The organism is Sphingomonas sp. Leaf4, assembly GCF_920939515.1.
GTDB lineage: Bacteria > Pseudomonadota > Alphaproteobacteria > Sphingomonadales > Sphingomonadaceae > Sphingomonas.
This window is the reverse complement of the sequence record NZ_CAKLBB010000005.1, coordinates 113,348-127,049: the sequence shown is the minus strand read 5'-3', so window position 1 is coordinate 127,049 and position 13,702 is coordinate 113,348. Positions and strand designations below refer to the sequence as shown.

General features: G+C 69.5%; 11 protein-coding genes. 5 read left to right on the top strand and 6 right to left on the bottom strand.

Annotated features, from left to right (window positions below):
* Positions 1–185 precede the first annotated feature (185 nt).
* The 6 genes from LRA89_RS08875 to LRA89_RS08850 all read right to left on the bottom strand — a co-directional run bounded on the left by LRA89_RS08875 (position 186) and on the right by LRA89_RS08850 (position 6,848).
* Positions 186–1,340 (bottom strand): amidohydrolase, encoded by a 1,155-nt coding sequence (locus LRA89_RS08875; protein ID WP_230769867.1) that lies wholly within the window; start codon positions 1,338–1,340, stop codon positions 186–188.
* A gap of 25 nt (positions 1,341–1,365) precedes the next feature.
* Entirely contained in the window at positions 1,366–1,860 is a 495-nt protein-coding gene (locus tag LRA89_RS08870) for an Lrp/AsnC family transcriptional regulator (protein WP_055756417.1), read from the bottom strand.
* A gap of 38 nt (positions 1,861–1,898) precedes the next feature.
* Positions 1,899–3,275, bottom strand: coding sequence for an aminotransferase class III-fold pyridoxal phosphate-dependent enzyme (locus LRA89_RS08865; protein ID WP_230769866.1), 1,377 nt, complete (start codon positions 3,273–3,275; stop codon positions 1,899–1,901).
* Positions 3,276–3,406: 131 nt separating this feature from the next.
* On the bottom strand, positions 3,407–4,474 hold the full coding sequence (locus tag LRA89_RS08860) for a tartrate dehydrogenase (protein WP_055756421.1): 1,068 nt from the start codon (positions 4,472–4,474) through the stop codon (positions 3,407–3,409).
* The gene (locus tag LRA89_RS08855; RefSeq protein WP_055756423.1) at positions 4,471–5,943 is read right to left on the bottom strand and encodes an NAD-dependent succinate-semialdehyde dehydrogenase; all 1,473 of its coding nucleotides are present in this window, start codon (positions 5,941–5,943) and stop codon (positions 4,471–4,473) included. Before LRA89_RS08855 ends, LRA89_RS08860 begins: the two co-directional genes overlap by 4 nt.
* Positions 5,937–6,848: a GNAT family N-acetyltransferase gene (locus LRA89_RS08850; protein ID WP_162236469.1), complete on the bottom strand. Its 912-nt coding sequence runs from the start codon at positions 6,846–6,848 to the stop codon at positions 5,937–5,939. The genes LRA89_RS08855 and LRA89_RS08850 overlap by 7 nt, the downstream gene beginning before the upstream one ends.
* Before the next feature lie 236 nt (positions 6,849–7,084).
* Between LRA89_RS08850 and LRA89_RS08845 the strand changes: the two genes are divergently transcribed.
* Genes LRA89_RS08845 through LRA89_RS08825 form a run of 5 tightly spaced genes read left to right on the top strand, consistent with a single transcriptional unit; the run spans position 7,085 to position 13,533 of the window.
* Positions 7,085–8,470 (top strand): NAD(P)/FAD-dependent oxidoreductase, encoded by a 1,386-nt coding sequence (locus LRA89_RS08845; RefSeq protein ID WP_230769865.1) that lies wholly within the window; start codon positions 7,085–7,087, stop codon positions 8,468–8,470.
* A complete protein-coding gene (locus LRA89_RS08840) occupies positions 8,467–9,993 on the top strand; it encodes an ABC transporter substrate-binding protein (protein ID WP_230769864.1) in 1,527 nt (508 codons plus the stop codon). The genes LRA89_RS08845 and LRA89_RS08840 overlap by 4 nt, the downstream gene beginning before the upstream one ends.
* Positions 9,990–10,949 carry an ABC transporter permease gene (locus tag LRA89_RS08835; RefSeq protein WP_056494678.1) on the top strand — a complete coding sequence of 320 codons (960 nt, stop codon included), beginning with the start codon at positions 9,990–9,992 and terminating at the stop codon, positions 10,947–10,949. Before LRA89_RS08840 ends, LRA89_RS08835 begins: the two co-directional genes overlap by 4 nt.
* A complete protein-coding gene (locus LRA89_RS08830) occupies positions 10,946–11,743 on the top strand; it encodes an ABC transporter permease (protein ID WP_230769863.1) in 798 nt (265 codons plus the stop codon). The genes LRA89_RS08835 and LRA89_RS08830 overlap by 4 nt, the downstream gene beginning before the upstream one ends.
* Positions 11,740–13,533 (top strand): ABC transporter ATP-binding protein, encoded by a 1,794-nt coding sequence (locus tag LRA89_RS08825; protein WP_230769862.1) that lies wholly within the window; start codon positions 11,740–11,742, stop codon positions 13,531–13,533. Before LRA89_RS08830 ends, LRA89_RS08825 begins: the two co-directional genes overlap by 4 nt.
* Positions 13,534–13,702 lie beyond the last annotated feature (169 nt).

Here is a 13,702-nt window from a genome sequence, read left to right as displayed (position 1 = left end):
ATCGTCCTCAACCTGGCGGCGTCCCGATCTTCGCTTCCGGTCCTTTGCGGACCGGCGGACCGGTGTAGCGCCGCCTCTGCGGCACCTGGATAATGCGCGAGGGGTTCAAGCATTTTGTTGCGAAGCCGTGACAGGATCGGAACGAAATGCAGCGTTGTGCGTGGCGTTGCCACGCGATCATGCCGTCAGCCGGCGGGAAGCTCCCGCCGGGCCAGTTCGGCGAACCACGCGATGCCGATCGGGGTCGCGGCATCGTTGAAGTCATAGGCGGGGTGATGCAGCGGCGCGGTGTGCGATTCGTCGCGCTGGCCGAGCCACAGATAGGCGCCGGGCCGCGCGCGCAGCATGAACGCGAAATCCTCCGAGGTGAATGCGGGTGCTGGCGCTTCGCCGGCGTCGTCGCACACCGCCTGCGCGGCGGCCAGCGCGATCGCGGCGCTGGCGGGATCATTCACGGTCGCGGGATAATAGCGGACATAGTCGATGGCGATCACGGTTTCGCTCGCATGTGCCACCCCGTCGCAGATCGCGCGCACCGATTGTTCGATGCGGTCCTGCACCGCGCCCGAAAAGGTGCGGACCGTGCCGGTCAGCGTGACCTTGGCGGGCAGCACGTTGTGCGAATCGCCCCCGGCGACCTTCGTGACAGAGAGTACCGCGCTCTCGGTCGGGGGGATGCGCCGGGCGACGATCGTGTTGAGCTGTGCGATCAGCGTCGCGGCGGCGAGGATCGCGTCCGGGGTCTGGTGCGGCATCGCCGCATGGCCGCCGCGCCCGGTGATGGTGATGTCGAACCGGTCGGCCGCCGCCATGATCGGACCCGGCCGGGTCCGCGCGCTGCCCAGCGGCAGGTCAGGCCAGTTGTGCAGTGCGAACACCCGGTCGCAGGGAAAGCGATCGAACAGGCCGTCGCGCACCATCGCGTCCGCCCCGCCCTGCCCTTCCTCGGCGGGCTGGAAGATGAAATGGATCGTGCCGGAAAACTCGCGGGTGCGCGCGAGATGCCGTGCCGCGCCGATCAGCGTCGCGCTGTGCCCGTCATGGCCGCAGCCGTGGAACACGCCGGGCGTCGTGCTGGCATATTCCAGCCCGGTTTCCTCGGCAAAGGGCAGCGCGTCCATGTCGGCACGAAATCCGATCGCGCCGTTGCTGGGGCCATTGCGCAGCGTGCCGACCACCCCGGTCCCGCCGATGCCGGTCGTCACCTCCAGCCCGGCATCGCGCAGCGCAGCGGCGATGATCCCGGCAGTACGGTGCTCGGCGAAGCCCAGTTCGGGATGAGCGTGCAGGTCGCGGCGCAGCGCGGCGAGGTCGGCGAGGTCGTGGGCATCGATACGCATCGGCGGGGCCTTCCGGGCTAGGGGTTCAGCCGCGATCCTCGAACAGCGCCTCGATCGGGTCGTAGCGTTTCACGATCGGCGACTTCAGGACGATGTAGCTGAAATATTTCTCGATCCCGAAATCGCTTTCGAGGATCGATTCGATCAGTTCCTGATATTGCGACACATTGCGGGTGATGAACTTCACCAGATAGTCGTAGCCGCCGCTGACGAGGTGGCATTCGACGATCTCGGGCAGGTTGCGCGCGCGCTGTTCGAACCGGGAAAAATCGCCGGTGCGATGGTCCTTCAGCGTCACCTCGGTAAAGACGGTCAGCGTCTCGCCCAGCTTGGCAAGCGCGACATGCGCGCCATAGCCGGTGATATACCCGGCCTTTTCCAGCCGCTTGACCCGCGACAGGCACGGGCTGGGCGACAGGCCGACCGCATCGGCCAGATCGACGTTGGTGATCCGCCCGTTGCGCTGCAACTGCGCGAGGATGCGGAAATCCAGTCGGTCGAGTTTGGGCGATGGGGTCATGGTCGCAAGTCTATCCCGTCCTGCCGGATTGATGGCGTCTATCGCAATGCCGCACGAACATCCGGCCGGTCCAGCACGTCGTCAAGCGTGGCGGTGAGCCGTGCGAGCAGTTCGTCCATGTCGGCTTCGTCGCAACTGATCGCGGGCGCAAGGCCGATCGTGCCGTCTGCAAAGGCGCGGAAGATGATCCGGTTGGCATGCGCCGCGCGGGTCAGCAGATCGGGAAGGCGAAGCGCGGGGTCGAACCGCGCCTTGGTCGCGCGATCGGCGACCAGTTCGATCCCCGCCAGCATCCCCGCCTGCCGCACGTCGCCGACCAGCGGATGACCGGCGATCGTCGCCAGCCCCGCCGCCAGTTGCGGCGCGCGGGCGATGCCGTTGTCGAGGATGCCGTCTTCGTACAGGTCGAGCACCGCCATGCCGACCGCCGCCGACACCGGATGCCCCGAATAGGTCGCACCATGCCCGATCGGCAGGTGGTTGTCCGGCCCGTCGGCGATCCCGGCATAGATTTCTTCGGACAGGAGCAGCGCCCCCATCGGCGCGTATCCGGCGGTCAGCCCCTTGGCCAGCGTCATCAGGTCGGGCGAGACGCCTTCGTGCTCGCACGCGAACATCGGCCCCGTCCGCCCGAACCCGGTGATGACCTCGTCGACGACCAGCAGGATGCCCAGCTCGGTGCAGGTGGCGCGCATCGCCGCCAGCCAGCCCTTCGGCGGCACGAGGACGCCGGCCGATCCCTGCACCGGCTCGGCAAAGAACGCCGCGACATTTTCGGCGCCCAGCGCCGCGACCTTGTCGCGCAGCGACGCGACGCTGGCGGCGATCACCGCCTGCGGATCGTCACCCGCCGCGTGGCGATAGCCGTAGGGCGCCGGAATATGGTGCTGCCAGCCATGCGGCAGATCGAACAGCCGGTGGAACGCGGGCAGCCCGGTGATCCCCGCGCCGTTCGACGACGACCCGTGATAGCCCTTGTCGAGCGCGATGACGTGTTTCCGGGTCGGCTGCCCCTTGGCGTTCCAGTAATGGACGATGAAGCGCAGCGCGGAATCGATCGAATCCGATCCGCCCTGGGTGAAATAGACCCGGTCCAGCCCGGCGGGGGCCAGCGTGGCCAGCCGCTCGGCCAGCCGGATCGCCGGTTCGCTGGCATAGGAGAAATAGCCGGTGGCATAGGGCAGCCGCCGCATCTGTTCGGCCGCCGCCTCGACCACGTTCTCGTGACCATAGCCGATGTTGACGCACCACAGCCCGGAAAAGGCGTCGAGCAGGTCGCGACCGTCGCCGTCGGTCAGATACATGCCCTGCCCGCGCGTCAGCACGGTTGCGCCGCGTGCCTCGTGCCCGCGCCATGCGGTGACGGGATGGATGAGGTGACGGCGGTCGGCCTCGATCAGCGAATTGGAGAACATGGCAGCCCCGTTGGTAGTGATGCCGCATCCTACCGCGCGGAGGGCGGCGGCGGGACGATCAACCCGCCGCCGCCACCGCACCGGACTGCCGAAGTTGGCGATCCTGCGGCAGATTATGCCGTGCCCCGCGTCTAGCCGATCGCCGCCGCCACCGCCTTGCCGCAGTCGATGGTCGAGGCGGTGCCCTTCAGATCACGGGTCCGGCCGGTTTCGCTCGCCAGCACGGTTTCGATCGCGGTGACGATCGACGCGGCGGCGGTATGTTCGCCGACGTGGTCGAGCAGCATCGCCGCGCACCAGATCTGGCCGATCGGGTTGGCGATCCCCTGCCCCGCGATGTCGGGAGCGGACCCATGGACCGGCTCGAACAGCGAGGGGACCGACCGGTCGGGGTTGATGTTGCCGCACGGCGCGATGCCGATGGTGCCGGTACATGCGGGGCCGAGGTCGGAGAGGATGTCGCCGAACAGGTTGGATGCGACCACCACGTCGAACCGGTCGGGGTTCATCACGAACTGCGCGGCGAGGATGTCGATATGATATTTGTCGGTCCGCACGTCCGGGTAGCGTGCCGCCATCTCCACCACGCGGCTGTCCCACCACGGCATGGTGATGGCGATGCCGTTGGATTTGGTCGCCGACGTCAGATGTTTGGCGGGCCGCTGCTGCGCGAGGTCGAAGGCATAGCGCAGGATGCGGTCGGTGCCGGTGCGGGTCATGATCGTTTCCTGCAACACCACCTCGCGGTCGGTGCCGGGAAAGGCGGTGCCGCCGATCGCGGAATATTCGCCCTCGGTATTCTCGCGCACGATCATCATGTCGATGTCGCCCGGCTTGCGCCCGGCCAGCGGACACGGCACGCCCGGCATCAGCCGCGCGGGGCGCAGATTGACGTACTGGTCATATTCGCGACGGAACTGGATCAGCGAATCCCACAGCGAGATATGGTCGGGCACCGTATCGGGCCAGCCGACCGCGCCGAAGAAGATCGCATCGACATCGCCGATCCGCGCCTTCCAGTCCTCGGGCATCATTCGTCCGTGGCGGACGTAATAGTCGCAGCTCGCGAAATCATGCCATTGCTGCTCGACGGTGAACCCGTACGCGGCGGCAGCGGCTTCGAGCGCGCGAATCCCCTCGGGCACGACTTCCTTGCCAATCCCGTCGCCGGGAATCACCGCGATCCGATAGTTTTTCACGAGCCTTGCAACCCTCCCCAGTGAAACGCCTTGGTTTCCAGATATTCGTCGATGCCTTCGCGCCCGCCCTCGCGGCCGAGACCCGAGGCCTTGATCCCGCCGAACGGGGCCATTTCCATCGCCAGCGTGCCGGTGTTCAGCCCGACCATGCCGAACTCCAGCGCCTCGCCGACGCGCCATGCGCGGTGCAGGTCGTTGGTGTAGAAATAGCTGGCGAGGCCGAACGGCGTGGCATTGGCCAGCGCCACCGCCTCCGCTTCGTGAGTGAAGCGGAACACCGGGGCGACCGGGCCGAACGTCTCCTCCGACGCCAGCCGCATGTCGGCGGTGGCCCCGGTCAGCACGACCGGACGCGCGAAGCGATCGTCGTCGCGCGCATCGTCGGGCGCGGCGGCGATCCGCGCGCCCTTGTCCAGCGCGTCGGCGACATGATCGGCGACCTTGGCACAGGCGGCGGCGTTGATGAGCGGTCCGATCGTCACCCCCGCCGTCCGCCCGTCGCCGACCGTGAGCGCGCGCACCGCCTCGCCCAGCTTCGCGACGAAGGCGTCGTGGATGCCGTTCTGCACCAGCAGGCGGTTGGCGCAGACGCAGGTCTGCCCGGCGTTGCGGAACTTGCTGAGCATCGCGCCCGCCACCGCCGCATCGACATCGGCGTCGTCGAACACGATGAACGGCGCGTTGCCACCCAGTTCGAGGCTGAGCCGCTTGAGCGTATCGGCCGATTGCCGCATCAGCAGCGATCCGACCCGCGTCGATCCGGTGAACGACAGCTTGCGCACGACCGGCGACGCGGTCAGCGCCGCGCCGATCGCTTGCGGCAATCCGGTGACGATGTTGACGACGCCCGGCGGCATCCCCGCACGTTCGGCCAGCCGGACCAGCGCCAGCGCGGTGAACGGGGTCAGTTCGGACGGCTTGATGACGACGGTGCAGCCCGCCGCCAGCGCGGGCGCTACCTTGCGGGTAATCATCGCCGCCGGGAAATTCCATGGGGTGATCGCCGCGCAGACGCCGACCGGTTCGCGCGTCGCGAGGATACGGCGGTCGCCGCTCGGCGCCGGGATCATGTGCCCCGCGATCCGCCGGCCTTCGCCCGCGAACCATTTGACGAAGCTGGCGGCATAGCCGATCTCGCCCTTGGCCTCGGCGATCGGCTTGCCCTGTTCGGCGGTCATGATCGCCGCCAGCCCATCGGCATGGGCGAGGATCGCCGCATGCCATGCTTCGAGCAGCGTCGCGCGGTCGTCGGCGGTGCGTCGCCGCCATGCCGGCAGCGCCGCGGCGGCGGCGGCGATCGCCGCATCGGTATCGACCGTGCCCGCCGCCGGAACGGTGCCGATCGTCGCGCCGGTCGCGGGATCGGTGACGTCGAGCGTGCCACCGTCCGCCGCGCCGCACCAGCGATCGCCGATCCGCATCGCCTCGACCAGCAGCCCGCTCGCGCGCAGGTCCGCGATGCTCAGCATAGCGCCTGGCTCACGATCGCGAACGACGTGGCGGGCGCGGCGGCGGCCGGCTCGCCGCCCCGGACCATCGTCACCACGCGCCCGACCCGAACCAGCCCCAGTTCCTCCAGCCACGGCCCCAGCCCGCTGTCGCCATGGATGTCGAGGCGGATGAACTCGCCGCTGCGCGACCCGATCCACTGGGCGATCAGCGCCTTGGCGCGGGTCACGTCAGGCGCGATCACCGGCCCCACGACATAGCCCCGGCCGAACCGGCGGAACAGCGCGACCCCGCTTACCTCGTCACCGTGCGTCAGCACCACGCCATGCGCCTTGTCGCGCAGCACGGTCATCACCGCCGGACGGTCCAGCCCGCTGCCCGCGCGGACCAGCGCATCGACCACCGCGCCGTCGCGCTCGCCCATCGGGCGCAGCCGCTCGCCCGGCCCCAGCGGGACCAGCGGCGCCTGAAACGCCGCGCCTTGATGCTGGAGGATTTCCCCCACCCCCGAAAAGCCCAGCTTGCGATAGAGCGGCAACCCGTCCTCGGTCGCGTTGAGCTGGATCGCGGCATCGGGGCCGAGCGCGGCGGCGATCTGGTCGAGCACCGCGTCCATCATGATCCGGCCGATTCCCGCGCCCCGGTGCCGACGCGACACGATCACCATGCCCAGCGTCGCGATCGCCGGTCCCGCGCGCCACCACATCGTCGTGGCGACGACCTCGCCGTTCAGTTCGGCGACGGTGCCGGTGCCGACCGCCAGCATGTCGGCCAGATCCTCGACGCGGTGCGGCCATTGCTCGCCCTTCGACAACCGGTGGACGCCGTCGATGTCCTCCTGCGTCATCGGGCGCAACCGCATGGTGCGGCTCTCCGCCGGGGCGGGCTCGGGGGCGGCACTTGTCTGCATCGTCTCGCGTTCCATCGCTGTCTCTCTCGCCCTGCTATAGCCCGTGCCCCGGCGCAGGAGGTGCCGCGCGAGGGAAGCGACGGCATCATATCGCGCGGAAACGCCGCTCCGCCCGGAATATCCTGCCGCACGTCCGGCTGCGCCAGTGGTTTCATCACCATTGCAGGCCGATGCTGCCCCGATCCGCGAACGGGTCGCGAACCCGGAGGGCGCGGTACGCTGTGCGGTCCCGTGGGGAAGGTTCGGCATAGATGACCGACGACCGGCACAACTATCCCCTATCGATGCCGGTGCGGTTCGAGCAGATTATGCCGCAACGGGGTGCTGGTGCCCCGGCGGGGGAAGCCGGACACGCGATGAAGCTGGAATCCTATTGGCTGGACAGCGGCGAGCGCTTCGCACGGGCCGAACCGGGCCCGCTGCCGACGCGCGCATCGGTGGTGGTCGTGGGCGGCGGCTTCACCGGGATGGCGGCGGCGCGAACGCTGGCGCTGGCGGGCACCGACGTCGTGGTGATCGAGGCGGGCCGCATCGCGGGCGAAGCTTCGGGGCGCAACGGCGGGCAATGCAACAACGGCATCGCCGGTGACATGGCGGCGCTGATCTCCCGGTTCGGGATCGAGCGCGCCACCGCGCTTTACCGCGCGTTCGACGCCGGGGTCGACCGGGTCGAGGCGATCGTGACCGAAGAGCACATCGCCTGCGACTTCACCCGCAACGGCAAGCTGAAGCTGGCCGACAAGCCCGAACACGCCGCCAAGCTGGCCCGCGCCGCCGAAGTGCTGGCGCAGACGGTCGAACCCGACCTGCGACTGTTGTCGCGCGCGGAGCTTGCCGGCGAGATCGGATCGGACGCCTTTCACGGGGGGCTGGTATTCCCGCGCAGCGCGTCGCTCCACATGGGACGGTTCGCCGCCGGGCTGGCCGACGCGGCGGTGCGCCACGGCGCGAGACTGTTCGAGGATGCGCCGCTGACCGCGATGACGCGGCTGTCCGGCGGCCGCCACCGGCTGACGACCCCGCGCGGCACGATCGAGGCGGACGCGGTACTGCTGGCGACCGGCGCGTCGATGGCCGGGCCGTTCGCGTGGCTGCGCCGGCGGATCGTCCCGATCGGCAGCTTCATCGTCGCGACCGAGCCGCTGGGCGCGCTGGCACGCACCATCCTGCCGGGGCGGCGCAACGGGACGACGACCCGCAACATCGGCAATTATTTCCGGCTTACCGCCGACGACCGGCTGATCTTCGGCGGGCGAGCGCGCTTCGCCCTTTCCAGCCCGCGCAGCGACCTGCGCAGCGGCGAAGTCCTGCAAGCCGGGATGCGGCGCATCTTTCCGCAACTGGCCGATACCCGCATCACCCACACCTGGGGCGGTATCGTCGACCTGACCGCCGACCGGCTGCCGCGCGCGGGGGAACGCGACGGCGTATTCTATGCGCTGGGCTATAGCGGGCACGGCACGCAGATGTCGGTGCTGATGGGCGAAACCATGGCGCGGATCATCGGCGGCGCGCGCTCCGTGGACGAAAATCCGTTCCATGCCCTGTCGTGGCCCGCCGTGCCGGGGCATTTCGGACCGCCATGGTTCCTGCCCGCGGTCGGCGCCTATTACCGGTATCAGGACTGGCGGCATTGATCGCGCGGCGTGACGCGATCCGCCTGCTCGGCGGCGGCGGGCTGTCGCTCGGCCTCGGCGCGTGCGGATTCGAACCGGCGAAACCCGAACCTGCCGGCGGGCGGCTGCGCGTCGCCGTCGCGGTCAGCTCGACCGCCGACACGATGGACCCGGCGCGCCAGACGGTCGTCACCGATTTCTGCCGCTGCGCGATGGTCTATGACGGGCTGACCCGGCTCGACGCGCAGTTCCGCCCGGAACCGGCACTGGCCGAGGCGATCGAGACGGCCGACGCGCGCGACTGGTCGATCCGGTTGCGCAAGGGCGTGCGCTTCCACGACGGGTCGCCGCTCACCGTCGCCGATGTCGTCTATTCGCTGCGCCGTCACCTCGACCCCGGTGTCGGATCGAAGGCGCGGGTGTTCGCCGAGCAGTTCGCCTCGGTTGTCGCCGACGGTCCCGACCGGGTGCGCGTGGTGCTGAAAAGCCCCAACGCCGACCTGCCGACGATCCTTGGCATCCAGCAGTTTCAGATCATCCGCGACGGTACGCGCGAGTTTCACCGCCCGATCGGCACCGGGCCGATGCGGATGATCGAATTCGCTCCCGGCGTCCGCTCAATCGCGGCGCGGTTCGAAGACTATTGGCGCGGCCCGGTTCGGCTGGGCGAGGTCGAGCTGTTCGCGATCCCCGACGACAGCGCGCGGATCAACGCGCTGCTGTCGGGCGATGTCGACCTGATCCATGCAATCAACCCGCGCATGGCGCGCCATCTGACTGGCGCGGGGTTCGAGCTTCTGGAAACCAAGTCGAGCGGCTACACCAACCTGATCGTCCGGGTCGACCGGGCACCGGGCAACAACCCCGATTTCGTCGCAGGGATGAAACTGCTGCTCGACCGCGAGACGATGCGCACCGCGATCTTTCGCGGCTATGCCACGATCGGCAACGATCAGCCGATCGCCCCGACCAACCCCTATTACGACCCCAGCGTGCCGCAACGCCCGTTCGATCCTGAGCGCGCCCGGTTCCATTTCCGCCGGGCCGGGCTGATCGGCGCGCAGGTGCCGATCGTCACCTCGACCGCCGCCGACAAATCGGACGACATGGCGGTGCTGATCCAGGACGCGGGCCGCCGCGCGGGCATCGGCTTCGACATACGCCGGGTGCCGTCCGACGGTTATTGGACCAACAGTTGGATGAAGGTCCCGCTGGGGTTCGGCAACACCAACCCGCGCCCGACCGCCGACATCAGCTTCACCCAGTTCTTCGCGTCCGACGCCGCGTGGAACGAAAGCGGGTGGCGCAATGCGCGGTTCGACCGCCTGCTGGTCGAAGCGCGTGGGGAAACCGACGAAGCGCGCCGCAAGTCGCTGTACGGCGAGATGCAGCATCTGGTCCACGACCATGCCGGGGTCGGCATTCCGCTGTTCCTCAGCCTGCTCGACGCGCACAGCCCGCGCGTGAAGGGGCTGCGCCCGATGCCGCAGGGGGGATTGATGGGGTTCGATTTCGCCGCGCATGTCTGGCTGGAAGGCGCATGACCGTGCCGCCGCTCGTATCGCTGACCGCGCGCCGGATCGGTGCGTCGCTGGTAACGCTGTTCTTCGTGTCGCTGGCGGTGTTCGGCATCGCTCAGCTCATGGAAGGCGACGTGGCCGAAGCCATTCTGGGGCAGAGCGCCACGCCCGAGGCGCTGGCGGGGCTTCGCGCCGCGATGCACCTCGACCAACCGGCATGGGCGCGCTACCTCGACTGGGCAGGCGGCGTGCTCGTCGGCGATCCGGGACGCTCGCTCATCACCGGACTGCCGGTCTGGGAGATGATCGCGGCGCGGCTCGGCAATTCGCTGACGCTCGCTGGGCTGACCGCGCTGGTATCGGTGCCGCTCGCGCTATTGCTCGGCATCGTCGCGGCGGTGAAGCGCGGGACCGCGTTCGACCGCGCGATCAGCATCGCGACGATCGGCGTCGTGTCGGTCCCCGAATTCCTGATCGCGACACTGGCGGTGATGCTGTTCGCGGTCACGCTGCGCTGGCTGCCCGCGCTGTCGTCGACGCGCGACGTGCATTCGATGTGGGATTTGCTGCGGGTGTTCGCCCTGCCGGTGTTCAGCCTTGCGTGTTTTGTGATGGCGCAGATGGTGCGGATGACCCGCGCGGCGGTGATCGACGCGCTCGACACCTCCTATGCCGAAGCGGCGCGGCTGAAGGGGTGTTCGCCCGCCCGCGTCGTGCTGCGCCATGCGCTGCCCAATGCCGTCGGGCCGATCGCCAATGCGATCGCGCTCAGCCTGTCGACCTTGCTGGGGGGCGTGATCGTGGTCGAAATCATCTTCAACTATCCGGGGGTCGCGCGACTGATGGTCGATGCGGTGGCCACCCGCGACCTGCCGCTGGTGCAGACGGTGGCGATCATCTTCTGCATCGCCTATCTGCTGCTGGTGACGACCGCCGACGTCGTCGCGATCCTCGCCAATCCGCGATTGCGCCACCGGTGAGGGGTCTGGGACCAAGCGGCCGGATCGGGCTGGTGCTGGTGGCGCTGTGGCTGGCGGTGGCGCTGGTCGGCCCGGCCATCGCGCCGCATGGCGTGGGTGAGGTCGTCGATCTCGACGTGTTCGGCGGGATCAGCCGCGCCTTTCCGCTGGGGACCGACTATCTCGGTCGCGACATGCTCAGCCGGTTGCTGGTCGGTGCGCGCTACACGGTGTTCGTCGCGTTCGTCGCGACCGCCATCGCGGCGGCGACCGGCATCCTGCTGGGCCTCGCGGCGGCGGCGGGCGGGTGGATCGACGTGCTGCTCTCGCGCGCGTTCGACATCGTGATCGCGATCCCCAGCCTGATGTTCGCATTGGTGGTGATCGCCGCCACCGGCGCGTCGATCCCGGTGCTGATCGGCACGCTGGCGGTGATCTACACCCCCGGCGCGTTCCGCACCGCACGGTCGCTGGCGATGGGGGTCATGGCGCTCGACTTCGTCGCCGCCGCCCGCGCGCGCGGCGAACGCCTGCCCTATATCGTGGTGCGCGAGGTGCTGCCCAACGTCACCGGGCCGCTCGCCGCCGATTTCGGGTTGCGCTTCGTCTTCGTCGTGCTGCTGCTCAGCGGACTGTCGTTCCTGGGGTTGGGCGTGCAGCCGCCGCAGGCCGATCTGGGCGCGCTGGTCCGCGAGAATATCGCCGGGCTGGGGTTCGGCGCGGCGGCCGTACTGTTTCCGGCGGTGGCGATCGCCTCTCTTACCATCGGGATGAACCTGTTGATCGATTCCCTTCCCGGACGGCGGCGGCGATGACCGCGCCACTCGCGCGTATCGAGCATCTGCGCATCACCGCCACCGGCGACGACGGGCGCGAGATCGTGATCGTTCCCGACGCCACCCTGTCGGTGGCACCGGGCGAGGTGCTGGCGCTGATCGGTGAGTCGGGGTCGGGCAAGACGACGATCGCGCTGTCGCTGATGGGCTATGCCCGCCCCGGCTGCCACATCGCGGGCGGCGAGATCGAGGTCGCAGGGATACGGCTCGACGGCGCCGATGCCGATACGCTGCGGGGGTTGCGCGGGCGCACCGTCGCCTATGTCGCGCAGAGCGCCGCCGCAGCGTTCAACCCGTCGCTGACGATCATGGCGCAGGTGATCGAACCCGCGCTGATCCACGGCACGCTCGACCGCGCCGCCGCCGAGGAAAAGGCGAAGGCGTTGTTCCGCCGCCTCGCGCTGCCCGATCCCGACGGGGTCGGCGCGCGCTATCCGCACCAGGTCTCGGGCGGACAGCTCCAGCGGCTGATGGCGGCGATGGCGCTCATCACCGATCCCAAGCTGGTGATCTTCGACGAGCCGACCACCGCGCTCGACGTGACGACCCAGATCGAGGTGCTCAAAGCGTTCAAGGATGCGGTGCGCGATCTTGGCACCACCGCCGTCTATGTCACCCACGACCTGTCGGTGGTCGCGCAGATCGCGGATCGCATCGCGGTGCTGCGCGGCGGCGAGGTGCAGGAACTGGGACCGACCGACCAGATCCTGTTCGCGCCACGCCACGACTATAGCCGCGCACTCGTCGCCGCCGCCGCGCCGCGCGCGCCCGCCGTGGCGCCGGCGGTGGTCGACGACCGCCCGCTGCTCGAACTGTGGGGCGTGGTCGCGGGCTATGGCGGCACCAACCACGACGGCACCCCGCGCACCCGTATCCTCGACGGGATCGACGTGTCGATCCGGCGCGGACAGGTGCTGGGCGTGATCGGCGAATCGGGGTGCGGCAAGAGCACGCTGGCGCGCGTCGCCGCCGGGCTGCATCCGCCGACCGCCGGGCGTATCCTGCTCGACGGGCGGCCGCTCTCGCCGATCGTGCGGCGGCGGTCGCGCGACGAGTTGCGCCGGGTGCAGATGGTGTTCCAGAGCGCCGACACCGCGCTGAACCCGGCGGTCAGCGTGGGCGCGGCGATTGCCCGCCCCCTCGCCTTCTATCACGGGCTGGACCGCCGGTCGGCGCGGGCGGAAGTCGCGCGCCTGCTCGACCTCGTCCGGCTGCCCGCCGCGCTGGCGGGGCGGCTGCCGGGCGAATTGTCGGGCGGCCAGAAGCAGCGCGTGAACCTTGCCCGGGCGCTTGCCGCGCGGCCCGACCTGCTGCTGTGCGACGAAGTGACCTCGGCGCTGGACCCGGTGGTCGCCGAAGCGGTGCTCGACCTGCTGATCGAGCTGCGCCGCGAACTCGGCCTCGCCTATATGTTCATCACCCATGACCTGGAGATCGTGCGCGCGATCAGCGACGACGTGCTGGTGCTCTATGCCGGGCGGGTCGCCGAACGGGTGACGCGGGACGGACTGGGGCATGGCGCCCACCATCCCTATACCCGGTTGCTGACCGCGTCGGTGCCCGAACTGCGCCCCGGCTGGCTGGAGGAAACACCCGCGCGCGACGCGGGTGCCGCCGGCGGGGCGCGCATGCGCGCGCAAGGGTGCAGTTTTCAGCCGCGCTGCCCGATGGCGATCGACGCCTGTGCCGCCGAAATGCCGCCGATGCTGATCGAGGACGACCGGCGTGTCTTCTGCCACCGGTCGGCGGAGATGCTGACGCCCGCCTGACCACCGGAACGGGGGTGCCGGAACCACCGACACCCCCTTGCCGGCCGGCGGGGACCGATCGACATTCGACCAGACGCCAGCGCATGCCCCTCCCCTCCCTGACAAGGGAGGGGCCGGGGGTGGGTCGGCCCGAGAGGAAACGCAAGCGCTCCACAACCGGCCAACCCAC